The sequence below is a fragment of the Flavobacterium collinsii genome, assembly GCF_902804485.1.
In the GTDB taxonomy this organism is placed as follows: domain Bacteria; phylum Bacteroidota; class Bacteroidia; order Flavobacteriales; family Flavobacteriaceae; genus Flavobacterium; species Flavobacterium collinsii.
Genome location: NZ_CADCST010000102.1, coordinates 81,211 through 102,327, shown reverse-complemented (window position 1 = coordinate 102,327; position 21,117 = coordinate 81,211). Strand labels below are relative to the sequence as shown.

At 36.0% G+C, this 21,117-nt stretch carries 19 protein-coding genes; 4 read left to right on the top strand and 15 right to left on the bottom strand.

The window, feature by feature from the left end; genetic code table 11:
* Window positions 1-8: 8 nt before the first annotated feature.
* From rpmC to rpsL, 15 genes are all read right to left on the bottom strand, one after another.
* On the bottom strand, window positions 9-200 hold the full coding sequence (gene rpmC / locus FLA105534_RS16655) for a 50S ribosomal protein L29 (RefSeq protein WP_007803639.1): 192 nt from the start codon (window positions 198-200) through the stop codon (window positions 9-11).
* A 13-nt stretch (window positions 201-213) separates the two neighbouring features.
* Window positions 214-639: a 50S ribosomal protein L16 gene (gene rplP / locus FLA105534_RS16650; RefSeq protein WP_007803637.1), complete on the bottom strand. Its 426-nt coding sequence runs from the start codon at window positions 637-639 to the stop codon at window positions 214-216.
* 19 nt (window positions 640-658) lie between these two features.
* Window positions 659-1,420 (bottom strand): 30S ribosomal protein S3, encoded by a 762-nt coding sequence (rpsC, locus tag FLA105534_RS16645; RefSeq protein WP_007803635.1) that lies wholly within the window; start codon window positions 1,418-1,420, stop codon window positions 659-661.
* Between the two features lie 5 nt (window positions 1,421-1,425).
* Window positions 1,426-1,839: a 50S ribosomal protein L22 gene (gene rplV / locus FLA105534_RS16640; RefSeq protein ID WP_007803631.1), complete on the bottom strand. Its 414-nt coding sequence runs from the start codon at window positions 1,837-1,839 to the stop codon at window positions 1,426-1,428.
* Between the two features lie 6 nt (window positions 1,840-1,845).
* Window positions 1,846-2,124: a 30S ribosomal protein S19 gene (gene rpsS / locus FLA105534_RS16635; RefSeq protein WP_012022488.1), complete on the bottom strand. Its 279-nt coding sequence runs from the start codon at window positions 2,122-2,124 to the stop codon at window positions 1,846-1,848.
* Window positions 2,125-2,130: 6 nt separating this feature from the next.
* Window positions 2,131-2,955 (bottom strand): 50S ribosomal protein L2, encoded by an 825-nt coding sequence (rplB, locus tag FLA105534_RS16630; protein WP_173967238.1) that lies wholly within the window; start codon window positions 2,953-2,955, stop codon window positions 2,131-2,133.
* A 9-nt stretch (window positions 2,956-2,964) separates the two neighbouring features.
* Window positions 2,965-3,255, bottom strand: a complete 291-nt coding sequence (rplW, locus tag FLA105534_RS16625; RefSeq protein WP_017495018.1) for a 50S ribosomal protein L23 — start codon at window positions 3,253-3,255, stop codon at window positions 2,965-2,967.
* A gap of 7 nt (window positions 3,256-3,262) precedes the next feature.
* Window positions 3,263-3,892 carry a 50S ribosomal protein L4 gene (gene rplD / locus FLA105534_RS16620; protein ID WP_065450855.1) on the bottom strand — a complete coding sequence of 210 codons (630 nt, stop codon included), beginning with the start codon at window positions 3,890-3,892 and terminating at the stop codon, window positions 3,263-3,265.
* Window positions 3,892-4,509, bottom strand: coding sequence for a 50S ribosomal protein L3 (gene rplC / locus FLA105534_RS16615; protein ID WP_007803612.1), 618 nt, complete (start codon window positions 4,507-4,509; stop codon window positions 3,892-3,894). Before rplC ends, rplD begins: the two co-directional genes overlap by 1 nt.
* A gap of 586 nt (window positions 4,510-5,095) precedes the next feature.
* Window positions 5,096-5,281: a hypothetical protein gene (locus FLA105534_RS16610; RefSeq protein ID WP_173967237.1), complete on the bottom strand. Its 186-nt coding sequence runs from the start codon at window positions 5,279-5,281 to the stop codon at window positions 5,096-5,098.
* Between the two features lie 786 nt (window positions 5,282-6,067).
* The gene (locus tag FLA105534_RS16605) at window positions 6,068-6,481 is read right to left on the bottom strand and encodes a helix-turn-helix domain-containing protein (protein WP_173967236.1); all 414 of its coding nucleotides are present in this window, start codon (window positions 6,479-6,481) and stop codon (window positions 6,068-6,070) included.
* Between the two features lie 872 nt (window positions 6,482-7,353).
* Window positions 7,354-7,659: a 30S ribosomal protein S10 gene (gene rpsJ / locus FLA105534_RS16600; protein ID WP_007803605.1), complete on the bottom strand. Its 306-nt coding sequence runs from the start codon at window positions 7,657-7,659 to the stop codon at window positions 7,354-7,356.
* 11 nt (window positions 7,660-7,670) lie between these two features.
* Window positions 7,671-9,827 (bottom strand): elongation factor G, encoded by a 2,157-nt coding sequence (gene fusA / locus FLA105534_RS16595; protein WP_173967235.1) that lies wholly within the window; start codon window positions 9,825-9,827, stop codon window positions 7,671-7,673.
* A 10-nt stretch (window positions 9,828-9,837) separates the two neighbouring features.
* Window positions 9,838-10,314 (bottom strand): 30S ribosomal protein S7, encoded by a 477-nt coding sequence (rpsG, locus tag FLA105534_RS16590; protein WP_007803600.1) that lies wholly within the window; start codon window positions 10,312-10,314, stop codon window positions 9,838-9,840.
* Between the two features lie 24 nt (window positions 10,315-10,338).
* Window positions 10,339-10,722: a 30S ribosomal protein S12 gene (rpsL, locus tag FLA105534_RS16585; RefSeq protein WP_007136570.1), complete on the bottom strand. Its 384-nt coding sequence runs from the start codon at window positions 10,720-10,722 to the stop codon at window positions 10,339-10,341.
* Between the two features lie 168 nt (window positions 10,723-10,890).
* Here rpsL and FLA105534_RS16580 point away from each other — a divergent pair, with 168 nt between their 5' ends.
* The 4 genes from FLA105534_RS16580 to FLA105534_RS16565 all read left to right on the top strand — a co-directional run bounded on the left by FLA105534_RS16580 (window position 10,891) and on the right by FLA105534_RS16565 (window position 21,115).
* Entirely contained in the window at window positions 10,891-12,606 is a 1,716-nt protein-coding gene (locus tag FLA105534_RS16580; protein ID WP_173967234.1) for a BamA/TamA family outer membrane protein, read from the top strand.
* A gap of 275 nt (window positions 12,607-12,881) precedes the next feature.
* The gene (locus tag FLA105534_RS16575) at window positions 12,882-16,097 is read left to right on the top strand and encodes a SusC/RagA family TonB-linked outer membrane protein (RefSeq protein ID WP_173967233.1); all 3,216 of its coding nucleotides are present in this window, start codon (window positions 12,882-12,884) and stop codon (window positions 16,095-16,097) included.
* Between the two features lie 12 nt (window positions 16,098-16,109).
* Window positions 16,110-17,612: a SusD/RagB family nutrient-binding outer membrane lipoprotein gene (locus tag FLA105534_RS16570; RefSeq protein WP_173967232.1), complete on the top strand. Its 1,503-nt coding sequence runs from the start codon at window positions 16,110-16,112 to the stop codon at window positions 17,610-17,612.
* A 314-nt stretch (window positions 17,613-17,926) separates the two neighbouring features.
* Window positions 17,927-21,115, top strand: coding sequence for a SusC/RagA family TonB-linked outer membrane protein (locus tag FLA105534_RS16565; protein ID WP_173967231.1), 3,189 nt, complete (start codon window positions 17,927-17,929; stop codon window positions 21,113-21,115).
* Window positions 21,116-21,117 lie beyond the last annotated feature (2 nt).

The following is a 21,117-nucleotide window of genomic DNA, read 5'->3' as shown; positions in this document are numbered from 1 at the left end:
GAATACAATTATTGTAACTCTCTTTTAGTTAACTCTGTAGCCAATCTTGCAACTGTTCTTCTTACACTTCTAATTTGAAGCGGGTTCTCAATTGGAGAAATAGCGTGAGCCATTTTTAGGTCAGCATATATTTTCTTAGTTTGACTAAGTTTTTCTTGCAACTCCGCTGCAGAAAGATCTTTTATTTCTGATTGTTTCATAATATAAATTTAATTATGCTTCGAAATCTCTAGCAACGACGAATTTAGTTTTTACTGGAAGCTTTTGAGCTGCAAGACGTAAAGCCTCTTTTGCAACTGATAAAGGAACTCCTCCAACTTCAAACATAATTCTTCCGGGTTTAACAACGGCAGCCCAATATTCAACGGCACCTTTACCTTTACCCATACGTACCTCAAGAGGCTTCTTAGTAATTGGTTTGTCTGGAAATATTTTGATCCATAATTGTCCTTCTCTCTTCATGAAACGAGTTGCAGCAATACGTGCAGCTTCGATTTGACGAGACGTTAAGAACATTCCATCTTCATGTACAGATTTAATACCAAACATTCCATTAGAAAGTTCATGCCCTCTTTGAGAGTTACCTTTCATTTTACCTTTCTGTACCTTACGGTATTTTGTTCTTTTAGGCTGTAACATTTTTCTTTAGTTTAAAAATTTACTTTCTTTTACGAGCGTCTGGTTTACCACCTTTATTAAAAGGCTTTCTGTCTCCTCTTGGAGAATCTCCACCTTTACCACCACCAGTTCCAGATTGTTTTTTATCCATTCCTGCAAGTGGGGAAAGATCTCTCTTTCCATAAACCTCACCTTTCATGATCCATACTTTGATCCCCATTCTACCGTAAGTAGTGTGAGCTTCAGCCAAAGCATAGTCAATATCAGCTCTGAAAGTTGATAGAGGAATTCTACCTTCTTTGAAACCTTCTGAACGCGCCATCTCAGCTCCATTCAAACGACCAGAAATCAAAACTTTGATACCCTCAGCGTTCATACGCATAGAAGCAGCAATAGCCATTTTGATTGCACGTCTGTAAGAAATACGGCTTTCGATTTGACGAGCGATGCTTGTCGCCACAAGATAAGCATCTAACTCAGGTCTTTTAATTTCAAAGATGTTAATTTGAACCTCTTTGTCAGTAACTTTCTTAAGTTCTTCTTTCAACTTGTCTACCTCTTGTCCACCTTTTCCGATAATGATACCAGGTCTAGCAGTAGTGATAGTAACGGTTACAAGTTTCAAAGTTCTCTCAATGATTACTTTAGATACACTAGCTTTTGATAAACGAGCGTGGATGTACTTTCTGATTTTGTGATCTTCGGCAAGTTTATCGCCGTAATCATTTCCACCATACCAGTTTGAGTCCCACCCTCTGATGATACCAAGTCTATTTCCAATTGGATTTGTCTTTTGTCCCATGCTGCTTAAGAATTGCTTTGTGTGTTATTGATAGCTCCAAGCACGATTGTTACGTGATTAGAACGTTTTCTTATTCTGTGTGCACGACCTTGTGGAGCTGGACGAAGTCTTTTCAACATCATTCCACCATCTACTCTGATCTCTTTAACAAATAATCCAGCCTCTTCTAAATTACCTTCACTATTTTTTTGCTCCCAGTTGTTGATTGCAGATAATAATAGTTTTTCTAGTTTTCTTGAAGCTTCTTTAGAACTGAATCTTAAGATGTTAAGTGCTCTTTCTACCTTCTGACCTCTTACCAAGTCCGCTACTAAGCGCATTTTTCTAGGTGAAGTAGGGCAGTTATTCAATTTTGCGAAAGCAATAGACTTATTAGCCTCTTTTCTCGCATCTGCTGTTTCTCTTTTACGAACTCCCATTGCTTCTTATTTTTTACCTTTATTTTTTGCTCCAGCATGACCTCTAAAAGATCTAGTTGGTGAAAACTCTCCTAATTTGTGACCTACCATGTTTTCTGTTACGTAAACTGGTACAAATTGACGACCGTTATGAACTGCGATAGTTTGTCCAACGAAATCTGGAGTAATCATAGAAGCTCTAGACCAAGTCTTCACTACACTATTTTTACCACTTTCTACGTTTTCCTGAACTTTCTTGTCTAACTTATAATGAACGAAAGGTCCTTTTTTTAATGAACGTGCCATATCTTATTATTTCTTTCTACGTTCTACGATATACTTGTTACTCGGGTTTTTCTTAGAACGAGTTCTATAACCTTTTGCTGGTATTCCATTTCTTGAACGTGGATGTCCACCAGAAGAACGTCCTTCTCCACCACCCATTGGGTGATCAACAGGGTTCATTGCAACAGGTCTTGTTCTAGGTCTTCTTCCTAACCATCTTGTTCTACCAGCTTTTCCTGATACAACTAATTGGTGGTCTGAATTAGAAACAGCTCCAATTGTAGCCGAACAAGTTAACAAGATCAATCTTGTTTCACCAGATGGCATTTTAATTGTAGCATATTTTCCATCTCTTGCCATTAATTGAGCAAATGTTCCAGCTGAACGAGCGATTACCGCACCTTGACCTGGACGTAACTCAATACAAGAGATTACAGTTCCCAAAGGAATTCTGCTTAAAGGCAATGTATTACCAATTTCAGGTTGAGATTCTGGACCAGAAACTAATTTCTGACCAACTTTCAATCCGTTTTGAGCAATAATATAAGTTTTCTCACCATCAGCATAAGCTAATAAAGCGATAAATGCAGTACGATTTGGATCGTATTCGATTGATTTCACTGTAGCCGGAATTCCGTCTTTAGTTCTTTTGAAATCAATAATACGATATCTCTGCTTGTGACCACCACCCGTATAACGCATGGTCATCTTTCCTTGACTATTTCTACCTCCAGAGTTTTTTATCGGTGCTATCAAAGAGCGTTCCGGCTTATCAGTTGTAATGGCGTCATAACCATTCACAACTCTAAATCGCTGACCTGGGGTAATAGGTTTTAATTTTCTTACTGACATTTTTCTATCTTAGATATTGTTGTAAAAATCAATTGTTTCTCCTTCTTGTACTTGTACAATTGCTTTTTTAATTGCATTTGTCTTTCCACTGATTAAACCACTTTTAGTGTATTTTGTAGTTCTATCCGGTCTTACGTTCATCGTATTAACTGAAACGATAGTTACTCCATAAGCAGCTTCAACAGCTTTCTTAATTTGAACTTTGTTTGCTTTTTTGTCAACAACGAATCCGAAGCGGTTTAAAACTTCACTTTCTTTGGTTACTTTTTCCGTTACTATAGGTCTAATTATGATACTCATATTCCTATTATTTACTTAAATTTTCTTCAATTAACTCCAAAGAACCTTCTAAAAGCACTAAATTGTTAGTGTTTAAAATAGCGTAAGTGCTTAATTCTGAGCTAGTTACGACATTAGAAGCCTTTAAATTGCGTGACGACAAATATACATTTTTATTCGACTCTCCCAACACAAATAAAGATTTTTTATTCTCTAACCCTAAAGCTTTCAAAACGTTAATGAAATTTTTAGTGTTTGGTGCTTCAAAATTAAAGTCTTCAAGAACGATGATATTCGACTCTTTTGCTTTGATTGAGAAAGCTGATTTTCTTGCCAATCTTTTCAAGCTTTTATTCAATTTAAATGAATAACTTCTTGGTCTTGGTCCGAAAATTGTTCCACCACCTTTAAACAATGGATTTTTGATACTTCCCGCACGAGCCGTACCAGTTCCTTTTTGTTTTTTAATCTTACGTGTACTTCCAGTCACTTCAGCTCTTTCTTTAGCTTTGTGAGTTCCTTGTCTTTGATTAGCAAGATATTGCTTAACATCAAGGTATACAGCGTGATTGTTTGGTTCAATTGCGAATACTGAATCAGAAAGTTGAACTTTTCTTCCAGTATCTTTTCCGTTGAAATCTAATACTTTTACTTCCATTACTTCTGAATGATTACATAAGAGTTTTTATGTCCAGGAACACATCCTTTAATAACAAGTAGATTCTTTTCAGCTACTACTTTTAAAACTCTAAGGTTTTGAACTTTTACATTGTCTCCTCCCATTCTTCCAGCCATACGCATTCCTTTGAATACTCTAGATGGATAAGAAGATGCTCCTACAGAACCTGGCGCTCTTAAACGGTTGTGTTGACCGTGAGTTGCTTGTCCAACACCACCAAATCCGTGACGTTTAACAACCCCTTGAAAACCTTTACCTTTAGATACACCTTGTACATCTACAAATTCTCCTTCAGCAAAAATAGAAACATCAATAAGATCTCCTAATTTTTGTTCAGTTGCAAAATCTTGAAATTCAACGACTTTTTTCTTAGCAACAGTTCCAGCTTTTTTAAAGTGACCTAAAGCCGCTTTAGTGGAATGTTTCTCGTTTTTGTCATCGAAACCAAGTTGCAACGCTTCGTACCCGTCAACACCTTTGGTTCTGACTTGGGTAACAACACACGGCCCAGCCTCGATTACTGTACAAGGAATGTTTTTCCCGTTTTCGTCGAAAATACTAGTCATGCCGATTTTTTTACCAATTAACCCAGACATAAATATTAATTATTAATTACTAAAATTCCCTTCAATTTGAAAATAACAGAAATTTCCAAACAGGGAGTGCAAAAGTAGACATTAAAATTGAATATACCAAACGGTTATAAAAATTAAATCGCTCATTATCAAAATTCAAGCACCAAAGCATCCGCCCACATCATTTTGTGAATTAAAAAAACACAAGTCAGGCAATTTAATACCTGAAAACTTTTTTATTAACAATTCCTTAATCCAATCATCTAAAATCATTGGTAGCAACCTAAATAAAAGAAAATTTAACACTATAAAAGTGTAGAACATCAAACCAAAGCAACTGCATAAAATCCAAAAAAAGAATTTTAACACTCTAAAAAAAAGAAAACATCTTTCGCTTTATTTTTTAATTTAGAAACATTATAAAATAGAAAAATTTTCATCTTTCTACAACTCCAAACCTCTGTCAAACCTTTCACAATAAATCAATACGTCAAGCTGTGAAAAACTTTACAACACCCCATCCCCAACATTAAAACCCCAAACTATACCCTATGAGACAAAAACAAAAAGACCTATTCGCTATTCGAAATGACCCCTTTTAAAATTATTACACAGCTTGCAAAAAAAATCTCCTCACTTTTATTTTTTTTTTCAAACACTCCTTTTTACCTTTTTTTTCAGCCCAAACCAAACCCTCATAAAACTCAACTATTTTATCTCGCAAATCGAATGTACTCTGATTATTCTCATCACCACCTCCAAACACACCAAACTGACTAAAATTATTATCCACAAAAACATCAAAATAGTTAATTCCTATTTTCTTCAGAAAAAGCCCCAACAACCCATGCCGTCATCCAAGAGCTTCCCTAATCTCTAGCAACTCTTCCTCTTCAATTATCTCATTTTTTTTTTACCCTGAAAAAATCCACTCACTCATCCTTAAAATTAAAAACCAATACCTCTACTACATATCATGAGACCAAAGAACACCATCAATTATTCATACTTTATGATTTAGTTCCGATAGCCTATCCCCAATTCATGGACAACAATTAAGTTCATACGAAGTATTAGGCAAAAAAAACTATTTGTCGCAGAACAACACGACAGGCCTCTTCTTTTTTTTTACATTTTAATAAAGACATTACTTTTCCGAGAAGTTCAAACTACAAAGACAAAAGAACTATATACCGAGCCACAATCACAAAGAAACAAAGACACAAAATCTTTTCACTTCTTTAGTCTAACCCCAACCAAATTTCACATCATTATTCACAATCTACTCCCTACTGATAAAATTAAAAATCCTCTTTTTACACAATCTCCACGATCACGGTATCAATACCAAAAAGTTACAAAATATTAAAATAGCGATTTCCGTATCTTTATATTTTGCAACACCCAAAATCCCTTAACACATCTTAACCAAAGACTTCAAAAACAACAGCAAAAAAAATAGTCAACGGATTCAACTATTGAAACATAATATTATTATGAAAATTTATAGCAAAAAAAAAGAGACCATCTCGTTAATTCGAAATAGTCTCTTTTGAAATTATTACACCGTTTAAAAAAATTATCTCTCCTTAAACAATTTTTCCAAATATTCGTTTTTATCTTTTTCCGCCTGAACCAAGCGCTCGTACAACTCAACCACTTTATCAAGCGGATTAAATGTGCATTGATGACTATAATCATCTATACTACCATTAATGACCCCTTGATTATTAGTAACAACCTCATTAAACGTATTAAAATAGTTGATCATATTCTCTTCTGAAAAATTCTTAATTGCCTCTACTGTCACCCCAAGAGCTTTTGCTATTTCTGCAAGTTTCTCTTCTTCTATTATTTCACTATTCTCTATATTAGAAACGCTCTGCTGGCTCATACCTAATGCCATTGCCAGCGCCTCCTGCTTCATATCACGAAGTTCACGAATACGGCTAATCTTACGCCCTATGTGATTTGGTTTTGTTAGTGTGCTCATAATTCAAAGATAATAATTAAGTTTTATAATAAGTATTAGGTAAAAAACTATTTGATCTGGTATACCACACCAAAGGTCCGCATCCTGTTGATGGAAACAAAAATATAATTTTTCCTACAATTTAAAAAACACCAATTAACGGATCGATACAAAATACTATGGAGTCGATAGAGACTATTCCTTTTATCGACGATTTCAGCTCTTCATTTAAGAAATCATTTTATTACAGCAGATTCTATAATTAGTATTCTCTATCGGTATAAATATTTGAAATGTTAAAAAAAGGACTGAAGACCCAAAAGCATAAAAATAGCGCAACACACTATAAATTTAGATAATGATTCATATTACCATGAAGAGGTATAAGCAGTTAGAAATAAAACGTAAAATCTTGATTAAAAATTGCCAACTTTAGGAAATATCATAAAATAAGATATATGCTTTTTGAACAATGCTTTCGCCCTTTCAGGGCTTAAAAAAATACCCACCATTATTCATGGCACTTCGCACCATGTTACTGCTAAGGCTCTTTCAGAGCAACAGATTCCAAATACTTCTTTCTTATGGAGTAAGCTGTAAATTATTATTATTTTTTGCAATTAAGAAATCTTAGAAAAAAGTAAAACTTTAAAAGATTGCAAAAGACTACCACTTTCACCCTTAAAATCCTTTACAATAAAGAGAATGCCAATTTTATCACCCCACAACTTTTGAACCTGATTCTTTTCAAACCAACTAATACCCATGTCCAATTTTACAAATCCTCAGGTTTTCACATTGATACCAATTAACACCACTTTAAACAAATAACTTTTGCTCATAAAAAAAGCGAGACAGTAATGTCTCGCTTTCCTATATAAAATATAATCTAATTATACTTTGATCTCTACTTCAACTCCACTTGGCAATTCAAGTTTCATTAATGCATCGATAGTTTTAGATGAAGATGAATAAATATCAATCAATCTCTTGTATGACATTACTTCAAATTGCTCTCTCGCTTTTTTGTTAACGTGCGGAGAACGTAATACAGTGAAAAGTTTTTTGTGAGTTGGCAACGGAATTGGACCTGTTACAACTGCTCCAGTAGTTTTTACTGTTTTTACGATCTTTTCAGCAGATTTATCTACCAACATGTGATCGTAAGATTTTAGTTTTATTCTGATTTTTTGACTCATTTTCTTAAGAATTAAGCGTTACCTTTTGCTTTTTTAATTACAGCTTCTGAAATATTAGAAGGTGTTTCTGCATAGTGAGAAAACTCCATTGTTGAAGTTGCTCTACCAGAAGACAATGTTCTTAATGTTGTTACATAACCAAACATTTCTGATAAAGGCACATCAGCTTTAATAGTTTTAGCACCGTTTCTGTCACCCATGTCATTTACCTGACCTCTACGACGGTTGATATCACCAACGATATCTCCCATGTTTTCTTCAGGAGTAATAACTTCCATTTTCATGATTGGCTCCAAAATAATAGCACCAGCAGCTTTAGCTACTTCTCTATAACCCATTCTAGCAGCTAACTCAAAAGAAAGTGCATCAGAATCGACAGGATGGAAAGATCCGTCCGTCAAAGTTACTTTTAAACTATCTACTTGATAACCTGCCAATGGACCAGTTTTCATAGCTTCACGGAAACCTTTTTCTACAGAAGGGATATATTCCTTAGGAACGTTACCACCTTTTACTGCATTAATAAACTGTAATCCTACAGGAACTTTTCCATCCACTTCTTCAGCTGGCTCAAGTGTAAATACGATATCACCGAATTTACCACGACCTCCTGATTGTTTCTTGTAAGTCTCTCTGTGTGTTGCAGTTCTTGTAAACGCTTCTTTGTATTCAACTTGAGGCTCACCTTGGTTCACTTCAACTTTAAATTCACGTTTCATACGATCTACTAAGATATCTAAGTGAAGCTCACCCATACCTGAGATAATAGTTTGCCCTGAAGCCTCATCTGTTCTAACTGTAAACGTTGGATCTTCTTCAGCTAATTTAGCCAAAGCCATACCCATTTTATCAACGTCAGCTTTAGTTTTAGGTTCAATTGCAATACCAATTACCGGTGCAGGGAATTTCATAGACTCAAGAATGATTGGGTGTTTTTCATCACACAATGTATCTCCAGTTTTGATATCTTTAAATCCAACAGCAGCTCCAATATCTCCAGCCTCAATATATTCGATTGGATTTTGTTTGTTAGCGTGCATTTGGTAGATACGAGAGATTCTTTCTTTACTTCCTGAACGAGTGTTCAAAACATAAGAACCAGCATCTAAACGTCCAGAATAAGCACGGAAGAAAGCTAAACGACCTACGAATGGGTCAGTAGCAATTTTAAATGCCAAAGCAGCGAACGGCTCTTTTACGTCCGGACGACGTAAGATTTTAGTTTGATCTTCTTCTAATAATTCAGCATCATCAGGGTGAATTCCTTCGATACCTTCCTTATCCATTGGAGAAGGTAAATATTTACAAACTGCATCTAACATGAATTGAACTCCTTTGTTTTTGAAAGAAGAACCAGCGATCATCGGGATGATAGCCATATCCATAGTAGCAGCTCTTAAAGCGTTGTTGATTTCTTCCTCGGTAATAGAGTTTTCATCTTCCATGAATTTCTCTAAAAGGTTTTCATCGTAATCAGCAACCGCTTCAATAAGAATAGATCTGTATTCTTTAACCTCTGCAACCATATCAGCAGGAATTTCAACGATATCAAAAGTTGCCCCTTGAGTCGCATCATGCCAAATGATAGCTTGGTTTTTTACTAAATCTACAACACCTTTGAAATCATTTTCTTCACCAATTGGCAAAGTGATCGCAACAGCATTTGATTTCAACATATCACGAACCTGTTGACAAACTCCTAAGAAGTTAGATCCTTGACGGTCCATTTTGTTAACAAATCCCATACGTGGAACTCTGTACTGATCAGCAAGTCTCCAGTTAGTTTCTGACTGAGGCTCAACACCATCAACAGCACTAAATAAGAAAACTAATCCATCAAGTACACGTAAAGAACGGTTTACCTCTACAGTAAAGTCAACGTGTCCAGGAGTATCAATAATATTAAAGTGGTATGGCAATGATTCAGGCAAAAGTTTTCCTTGCTCAGTTGGAAAATTCCACTCACAAGTTGTTGCAGCTGAAGTAATTGTAATACCTCTTTCTTGCTCTTGAGCCATCCAGTCCATTGTTGCAGCACCATCGTGTACTTCACCAATTTTATGTGACTTTCCAGTATAAAAAAGGATACGCTCAGTTGTTGTTGTTTTACCAGCATCAATGTGAGCAGCAATTCCGATATTTCTTGTATATTTTAAATCTCTAGCCATTTCTTACGAATTAAAATCTAAAGTGAGAGAAAGCTTTATTAGCTTCTGCCATCTTGTGAGTATCCATTCTTTTCTTAACCGCAGCACCTTCTTCTTTAGCCGCAGCTAAACATTCTGACGCTAAACGTTGTGCCATAGATTTTTCATTTCTTCTTCTAGAATAAAGTATTAACCACTTCATTGCCATAGAAATTTTTCTGTCTGGTCTAATTTGCATTGGAATTTGGAATGTAGCTCCACCAACTCTACGACTACGTACTTCTACGTGAGGCATAACGTTTGTTAACGCATCTTTCCAAATTTCTAATGAAGATTTTTCTGAATCTTGCTTTTTAGACTCAATGATGTCAATTGCATCATAAAATACTTTGAAAGCTGTAGATTTCTTACCGTCCCACATTAAGTTGTTCACAAAACGTGTTACCAATTGGTCATTAAACCTCGGATCTGGTAAAAGTGGTCTTTTCTTTGCCGCTCTTTTTCTCATGTCTTTTTCTTAAAAGTTTTTAAATTACTTTTTTGCTTCTTTTGGGCGTTTAGCACCGTACTTAGATCTTCTTTGCGTTCTTCCTGCAACTCCTGACGTGTCAAGCGCTCCACGAACGATATGATATCTAACACCTGGTAAATCTTTTACCCTTCCACCTCTAACTAATACTATCGAGTGCTCTTGTAAATTGTGTCCTTCTCCAGGGATGTAAGCATTCACCTCATTACCATTTGTCAAACGTACACGCGCAACTTTACGCATTGCAGAGTTTGGTTTTTTTGGTGTAGTAGTGTAAACACGCGTACAAACCCCTCTTCTTTGAGGACAAGAATCTAAAGCAACCGATTTACTCTTCTTAGTTATCTGAGTTCTTCCTGTTCTTACTAATTGTTGAATTGTTGGCATAATTAATACTAAAAATTTATTATGTATATTAAATTCCCGCTTTTTACGGGGTTGCAAATGTATAAAATATTTTTCACTATACAAACGTTAATCCATTAATTTTCAATAACATTATTTAAGCTTATGATTTTACAAACAAACAATAGATATTTGCAATACTTTTAATAAATGAAACAATTGCCTTTGAAACCGCTTTTACACCTCCTATTTTTCATTGCCAGCATTTCTTCACATGCTCAAGACCTTCATTTACAAATTAAAGGAACAAATCAAACCGAAACTCAAATTATTGATTCGTTAAACTATTCAAGAAACCATCCTAATTTAAAATCAATTTTTGAAGAAGTTAAAAACACCTCAGAAAAACTATCCAAAAATGGATATTTGGACCACAATATAATCGAGACAAAAAAAATAAACGACAGCACTTTCACCTCCATAATCGACTTAAAAAGCAAGACAAAAGAAGTCCATATATATATAGGAGCAAATCACAGTTTTTTTTATGATGTAAAAATCAAGAACGATACTTTAATCATTCCTTACAGAGAACTGGAAAATTATCTAAATCAAAAAACATTAGATGCAGAAAAAGCCGGTTTCGCCCTTAACAAAATAAAACTTGAAAACATCCAAAAAAAGAAATCGATAATTTACGCAACGTTAAATTTTAAATCCGAAAAAAAACGCACTGTAAATTCCATTATTCTAACCCAAACAGATGACTCAAAACGAGATTATTTCCCAAAAGGACACTTAAAACAACTCAACAAAAAATACTTAAACAAAACGTTCAACCAAGAAACCATAAAACAACTACACAATGACATCAATGCGTTTGAATTTATAACCCAAACTAAATACCCCGAAATATTATTCACAAACGACTCTACAAAAGTATATACCTATATTGAAAAAAGAAAAGCAAACACTTTTGACGGATACATTGGATTTTCTAATGACGAAAACAAAAAAACAACCTTAAACGGATACTTAGATCTGTCACTATTAAACACACTGCGTGCCGGCGAACAATTCTCCCTGTATTGGAAAAGCGATGGAAACCAACAAAAAACCTTTAACACAAAGATTGAAATTCCGTACATATTTCAATCTTCACTGGGCATAAAAGCGCAGCTAAATATTTTTAAACAAGACAGTACTTTTCAAAACACCAAAACCGCAATCGACTTAGGTTATTTCTTAAACTACAATTCACGACTATATCTAGGCTACCAATCTACAGAATCCAGTAACATTCAAAACACAAACAACACCACAATTAGCGACTACAAAAACTCTTATATCACCTCTACTCTCGAGTATAAAAAAACTGATTATCTCAACACGTTACTCCCCAAGAAAGCTTCCTTAAGCCTCATAATCGGGTACGGAAAAAGAAACACCAACAACAGTCCTCAAACCGTAGAATCAAGCAAACAATTCTATACCAACCTTAATTTGTCCTACAATTTTGAGCTTAACAAAAAGAATTTCATCTTTTTGAATCCCCAAATTTTTTATTTAAAAAGCCAAAATTATATCACCAACGAACTATTTCGATTTGGAGGAACAAACTCCGTAAGAGGTTTCGCAGAAAACAGCCTTCAGGGTAATTTCGCCTCTATGTTGCTCACCGAATACAGGTACAAAGTATCCAACAATTTATACATCAATTCCATTATAGACTTTGCAATCTATCAAGATTTAACAAACAATCAAAATCTTAATAAATTACAAAAATTATCAGGAGTCGGAATCGGCACAACAATCCAGACAACAAGCGGGCTACTCCGAATTAATCTCAGCAATGGCGGAGAAAATCTTCAGGAAATTAAATTATTTAACACAATTGTTAGTATATACTACAATGTTAAATTTTAACCTTGTGAGAAAATTCACCAACACAAGATCTACTTTATTAACAAATTATTAAGAACTTGCTATTTCTGAAAAATCCTAAGAAATAAGCGGGATTACAAGAATTATTCCTAAAAACAACAAGAACAAACATCCAGTAAATTCAATTATTTAACACAATAGTTACTATCTGTTATAATGTTAAATTTTAACCTTGTGAGAAAATTCATTAACTCAACACTAGGATTATTAACAAATTATTAAGAATATTGTAAGACTAATTCAAAATAATTGAAAAAATGAAACCAAAGTTCAATGGATTTTTAGTACTACTTTTAGTACTATTCGCGCAACTAACCTTTGCGCAGGAAAGAGCCGTTTCGGGGACCGTTACCGATGATGCAGGTATGCCATTACCAGGCGTAAGTGTACAAATCAAGGGAACGAAAACCGGTACACAGACTGATTTTGATGGTAAATATTCCATCAAAGCAACCACAAGTCAAATTTTAGTATTTAGCTACATCGGCATGAAGACTCAAGAAATTGCCGCAAGCTCATCACAAGTAAACACCAAGTTATCTGGAGATGCCCAACAACTAGAAGGCGTTGTGGTAACTACAGCCATGGGCATTAAAAGAGAAAAAAAATCTCTTGGATATGCCTCTCAACAAATTTCCGGAAAAGACGTTAATGGCGGAGCCGGAAACGCTAACGTTGCCAATCTCTTATCTGGTAAAGCCGCAGGGGTAGAAGTTCAGAGAAACAATAACTTTGGAGGCTCTACAAACGTTGTAATCAGAGGAAACAAATCACTTACAGGAAATAATCAGGCTCTTTGGGTTATTGACGGGGTGCCAATTGACAACTCAAACTCAAACGTTTCTTCTCAGCAAATTGGTAACGGTGGTTATGATTACGGTAACAACGCTTCAGACATCAATCAAGAAGACATCGAAAGCATTAACATCCTTAAAGGAGCTGCCGCAACAGCACTATACGGATCCAGAGCTGCAAATGGAGTTGTAATGGTAACAACAAAAAAAGGAAAATCAAATGACAACAAAATAGGATTTTCTTTTTCAAGTGGATTCACAAATGGAAGCATTGACAAATCAACTTTTCCTAAATATCAAGACAGATACGGATCTGGTTACGGCTTTGGATCATCATTTTTAGGAACCGGTACACCAGACACAGTAGACACATCTAATGATGCTTCTGACGGAGACGCTTTCAACAATCAACCCGTATATCAATGGGATGCTTTTACACCGTTTTCACCAAACTACGGAAAAGCCACTCCATGGGCAGCTGCAAAAAATGGCCCTGTAACTTTCTTTAACAATGCTCACACTTTCGTTAACAGTATTGCACTTGAAAAATCAACAGAAAGATCAAGCTTATCTTTAAGCTATGTTAACACCAATCAAACTGGTATCCTTCCAAACAGTGAATTGAAAAAAAATCAGATAAGCGCAAGATTTAGTCAAAAAGTTACAGACAAACTTACTGCTAACGCCTACGCAGCAGTTACCCTACAAAGTACCGTTGGTAGAAACTCAACTGGCTACAATGACAACATCCTGGGCAATTTCAGACAATGGTGGCAAACCAACACTGACGTACAAGCTCAAAAAGATGTTTACTTTGCATCAGGCGGTCAAAACGTAACATGGAACTGGAAAGACCCAACGGAGCCTTCAGGTTTAGTACCTGCCTATTGGGACAACCCGTACTTCACCCGTTATCAAAATTACTCTTCTGACGACAGAACCCGCTTATTTAGCTACGCTTCTCTAAATTATGATATTGCCCCATGGCTAAGTGCACTAGGGAGAGTTTCTATTGACACTTACAAACAACTTCAAGAAGAAAGAAGAGCTGTAGGATCAATAGCTTCAGGATTTGGCCTTTCTCCGGTTAACGAATCATCAGGCTACCAAAGAAACGACATTAATTTTCAAGAAATTAATTACGATTTCATGTTGAATTTCAATAAAAAAATCGGTGAAAACATTAGCCTAAATGGAGTTATCGGAACAAACATAAGACGCAACAAAAGAGACAATGTACTTTCTTCAACAGTTGGAGGATTAGTAGTTCCCGGAATTTACGCTTTATCAAATTCACGCTTAGACCTTCCGTTCCCAAGAGAAGCAAAAGTATCTTCAGGAGTTAATGGTATCTACGCTCAGGCCTCTGTTGGTTATTTAGATACTTATTTTGTAGATGCTTCTATCAGAAGAGACGTTTCATCTACATTACCAGATAACAACAACTCTTATGTATATCCTGCAATTTCGGGATCATTCCTTTTCTCAAACGTAGTAAAGGCAGACTGGTTAAATCTAGGGAAATTCAGAGTCAATTATGCCGAAGTTGGAAATGATGCAGACGCACTTCAACTAAATAATACTTATACAAGAGTTTCCAATTTCCAAGGACAACCTCTTTACACAAACTCATTATTACTTCCATTCCGTAGTATTAACAAAAATCCAGATCTTAAGCCTGAGAGAACAAAATCATTCGAAGTTGGTTTAGAAACAAGCTTATTAAACAGACGTTTAGGTTTTGACATCACTTACTACAAAACAAACTCAGTTGATCAGATTGTTGCAGCTGCAGTTTCTTCAGGTTCTGGTTACACAAACGGACTAGTAAATGGTGGAAACATAGAAAACAGAGGATTTGAAATTCAATTAAACGGAACTCCAATCAAAACAAAAGATTTCAGCTGGGAAATTATTGTAAACTGGTCCAACAACAGAAGTAGAGTTATTTCACTACCAAATGGACTTGACAATCTTCAACTTGGAACATTTCAGGGCGGTGTCACTGTTAATGCTGCACCAGGAGAAGCCTATGGCACACTTAAAGGAACTGACTTCGTTTATACAAACGGACAACCTACCATTGATCAAGCTACAGGAAAATACATGATTACCACAAGTTCAAATAACGTAATCGGAAATATTACTCCGGACTGGATCGGTGGTGTCAGAAACAAATTCACTTACAAAAATTTAACTTTCGGATTTTTAATTGACACTCAAAAAGGAGGAGATATTTACTCACTGGATATGTATTACGGTCTTGCATCCGGACTTTACAGAGAAACTGCTGTAGGAGACATCAGAGAAAATGGACTATTAAATGAAGGTGTTGCCCCTAACGGAACTCCAAATACAGTAAAAACAAAAGGCGGATCGATCGCAAACAGCCTGGGATATCAAGCTGCTCCAAACAAGGCCTTCATCTACGATGCCTCTTTTGTTAAATTAAGAGAAGTATCTATCACTTATAACTTCCCTAAAAGCATGTTCGAAAATACATTCTTAAGCTCAGCATCAGCAAGCTTAGTTGGTTCGAACTTATGGATAATCAGTAAAAATCTACCATACGCAGACCCAGAAAGCGGATTGTCTTCAGGAAATAGCTCTAGAGGTTATTCAGTTGGATCACTTCCAACAACCAGAGATATTGGTTTTAACTTAACGTTCAAATTTTAATACAGAAATAAAATGAAAAAATTAATATATGCTTTAGGAATCATGCTACTCACAGTTTCTTGTGACGATAGCAGCCTAACAGACTTAAATATAGATGTAAAAAATCCTTCTGTAGTACCCGCAAGCACTTTATTCACAAATGCCGAAAAAAGTCTAACAGAACAACTTATCAATACCAACGTAAACAGAAACATATTTAGATTAGTCAATCAGCAATGGACTGAGACTACCTATTTAGACGAATCTAATTACAATTGGGTGACTCGTAAAATTTCAGACAATCACTGGGACAGACTTTATGCAGGAGCACTTGCTGATCTAGCTCAGGCAAAAGGTTTTTTAGAGAAAGAAGTAATCTCGCCTACAGACCCGGAGTTCACAAAAAAAACAATAACCCAAAAAAATCAATTGATCTTAATTGACATTTTAATGGTATATACGTATCAAATTTTAGTAGATACTTATGGAGATGTTCCATATTCGGAATCACTATTAGGAGCTGGCGATTACCTACCTAAATATGATAAAGCAGTAGACATCTACAAAGATTTAATCGTACGACTAAACAAAGACATTGCAGACCTAGACACTTCAAAACCTGCATTTGGAAGCGCTGAAGTTATATACAAAGACAACCTGAATGCCTGGATCAAATTTGCAAATAGCATAAAACTAAAACTAGGTATAAACCTAAAAGCATCAGGTCTTGAAGCGGCAATTGCCGACGCAACAATTATATCTGGTGCAGCAGGAGGCTTCAAATCAAATGCAGATAATGCAAAATTACCCTATATGCTAAACCTCCCAAATACCAACCCACTATATGTAGATATGGTATTCTCAGGCAGAAACGATTTTGTAGTTGCGAAACCATTTGTAGATGCTTTAGTTACATTAAACGACCCAAGAAAAACACCTTATTTCAAACCAACATACAAAGATACAAATGCTGCAGATGAACTAATAACTGTAACAGGTTATAGAGGAGGAATCGTTGGAGTAAAAAATTCACAGTCAAAATATACTCATGCAAGTGATAAAATCAAAGCACCAGATTTCAGCGGTACTTTATTAGACTATGCAGAAGTAGAATTTTTGTTAGCAGAAGCTTCAGGGAGAGGTGTTGCAGTTGGAGGCACCATTACATCACATTACAACGCAGCAATTCTAGCCTCTATGGAAGACTGGGGCGTTTCATCAACAGACGCCAATGCCTACCTTGCTCAACCAGCCGTTGCTTATGCTACGGCTACAGGAACTTGGCAACAAAAAGTAGGAGAGCAAGCATGGTATGCTTTGTTTAACAGAGGTTTTGAAGGCTGGACATCAACCAGAAGATTAAACTTCCCTGTCCTAACACCACCAGCATCTGCAGATGCGGCAGCCGGAGGACAAATACCCTCCAGAATGGCCTACCCTATTAGAGAACAAACACTAAACGCAACAAATTACAATGCTGCAGCAACTTCAATTGGAGGAGACAAACTAACCACCAAGATTTTTTGGGATAAATAGGAAATACTATAAAATAACATAATTTAACACAAAACCACCCTGAAAATGGGTGGTTTTTTTGTTGAAAACGTAGAAAAAACCAAAATCTACAGCCCATCTTATAAATTTTAACACTTAATTCAGCCGGTACAAATTAAAACATTAGTTTCATTTTAAGTAAAAAACAATGAATTATGCAATTTCGAATGCATTTTAACGATAAAAAAATAATTCCTGTCAGTAAAACTGCCGTTTCATTGAAAAAAAAACTTTTTTGATTAGGTATATTAACTAATTATTAAGATTTTTGTCGCACTAATTCAAAATATTTAAAAATGAAACTAAAGTTCAATGGATTCTTAGTACTTTTCTTAGTACTAGTTGCGCAACTTACGTTCGCGCAAGAAAGAGCTGTTTCTGGAACAGTTTCTGACAATGCAGGAATACCTTTACCGGGTGTTAGTGTATTAGTTAAAGGAACAAAGACAGCAACACAAACAGATTTTGATGGAAAATACTCTATCAAAGCAGCACCAAATCAAGTATTAGTTTTTAGCTACATTGGGATGAAAGCCCAAGAAGTTTCAGCTAGCGCTACTACGGTTAATGCAAAACTAAAAGACGATTCAGTAGAATTGGAAAGTGTGGTAGTTACGGCATTAGGCGTTAAGAAAAGTGCACGTGCCCTTGGATATGCTACACAAGAAGTGAAGGCAGCAGACATTACAAGAGCAAACAACAACAGTCTTTCTGGTGCTTTACAAGGTAAACTAGCCGGTGTACAAATCACTCCTTCTAGTGGTGCTCCAGGAGCTTCATCACAAATTGTAATCCGTGGTGCCCGTTCTTTCACAGGAAATAACACTCCATTATACGTTATTGACGGTATGCCAGTAACATCGCAAGCAGATTTCAGCACTGGAAATGGAGTTAGCGGAGCTGACGTTGCTAACAGAGCAGTGGATATCGACCCTAACGAAATTGAGTCTATCAACGTTTTAAAAGGACAGGCTGCATCAGCTTTATACGGGCTTAGAGCCTCAAATGGTGTAATTTTAATTACTACAAAAAGCGGGAAAAATCTAGCTCAAAGTGGCAAGCCAACTATTACGTTTAACACTTCTACAAGTTTTGAAACCATTTCAAAAAAACCAAGTACTCAAAATGAGTATGCACAAGGTACAAACGGAGTATTTGATCCAAACTCTTCAATGAACTGGGGACCTAAAATTTCAGAATTGCCAAATGATCTTAAATATGGCGGTAATGTAAGTAATGCTTTAAATGGTGGAGTTTTAAGGCCCGGTAAATATTATGTTCCACAAAGAGCAAAAGCAGGATTAGACCCATGGGTTGCACCTCAGGCTTATGACAATATTAATGACTTCTTCAATACTGGAGTAACAATAAATAACTCCTTGAATATTGCTCAGTCAACAGAAAAAACAAACTATTCATTCGGTGTAGGAACTTCAAAACAAGACGGTATCATCCCTGAAACTGGCATGAACAGATACACTGCGAAAGCGGTTGTAGATACTAAACTAAGTAACGAATGGAAAACCGGTTTCTCCTTTAACTATGTACAAACCAAAATAAACAAAAGTACCTCTGCAAATGATGGTGCAATTGCCGGAGTATTTTCAGCTCCAAGAAGTTACGACTTAAAAGGAAATGGTTATGCTTCGCCAACAAACCCGTACGATCAAATCTATTTCAGACCAACTAACTTCAACAATCCTTACTGGGCAGCTAAAAACAATGAGTTTAGCGAAAAAACAAATCGTGTTTACGGGAACGCCTATATTCAATACTCCCCGGTTATTAGTGAAGACGGAAGTCAAAAACTTACTGTTAAATATCAAGCTGGTGTAGATTCCTGGACAACTAACTATAGAGATATTTTTGAATTTGGAAACAAACTTGATTTATCAGGAAAAAGTAGTAGTGTAGAACTTACAGGTACAACTCAAGATGTGATTAACTCTTTATTCACCTTAAACTACAACTTAAACATCACTGATGACTTTAACTTCAATATTTTAGTAGGAAACGAGTACAACCATCGAAACAACAAAATTTATGAGGATACTGGAATCAATTTAAACTTTGGCGGCTGGCCAACAATTGCCAATGCAAGGACAGTATCATCAATAGAAACCCGTAGACAAGTTCGTACTCTCGGCTTTTTTAGCAACGCTGAATTTTCCTATAAAAACATGATTTTCCTGAGTGGTACTATCCGTAAAGACATTGCTTCTAATATGCCTAGAAACAATAGAGATTTCGTCTACCCATCAGCCTCTTTAGGTTTTGTACTAACAGAACTAGAGGGCTTAAAAGGCGGCTCAGTTCTTTCATATGCCAAACTAAGAGGATCGATCGCTGAAGTAGGACAATCAGGAGACTACATTGGAAACTCTTACACAACACCATCCTATAGTGGTGGGTTCTGGTCTGTAAATCCAATACAGTATCCTTTAGACGGTGTTAGCTCCTTTATTCCTAACACTACATTATATGACCCAAATTTAAAACCACAAAATACAAAATCGTATGAAGTAGGTGCTGATGTAAAACTTTTCAACAACCGAATTGGACTTGATTATACTTACTCTGAACAAAATTCAACAAACCAAATTTTCAATGTTCCATTAGCTGGTTCTTCAGGAGCTAGTTCTCTTGTAACCAATGGCGGAAAAATGCTTACAACAGTGCATGAACTTAGCTTAATGGTTAATCCTGTACGTACTGCCGATTTTAACTGGACATTCAATGTGAACTATTCTCAAATTGACAGTAAAGTACTGGCTTTAAAAGACGGTGTAGACAACATTTTTTTAGGTGGATTTACAACCCCACAACTTAGAGCTAGTGTAGGAGACCGTTTCCCGGTTATCTTTGGTGATGGTTTCGCAAGAGACGCCAATAACAATATCATTGTAGACAGCAAAGGACTTCCTACAAGAGATGGCAAACCTAAAGTACTAGGAGAAGTTGCCCCTAAATTCACTTTAGGTGGTTCTACACAGTTCACCTACAAAAGAGTTTCTTTAGGAGCAGTTGTGGATTGGAAAAACGGAGGAAAAATGTATAGCGGTTCAAACAGCTTAATGAACTTTTACGGAGTAGATGCAAGAACAGCTGACAGAGATTCTCAATATATCTATCCTGGTGTTAAAGCGGACGGGACACCAAACGACATTGCAATAGGAGGCGCAGCTGATCCGAACGGACATCAGGCATTGCAACGCAGACTAAGTGATATTGCGGAATCAGCTGTTTTTGACGCGAGTTTCGTAAAATTAAGAGAAGTTACTTTAGGATACCAGTTCCCTAAGTTACTCGACAATACTGTCGACCTTAGAGCTTCTGTTTTTGCAAGAAACATTTTGCTATGGTCTAAAATGCCAAACCTAGATCCTGAAGCGACACAAGGAAACAACAACTTCTCTGGTGGATTCGAACAATTCACAATGCCACAAACGAAGAGCATTGGTTTTGGATTGAACTTTACCTTTTAATT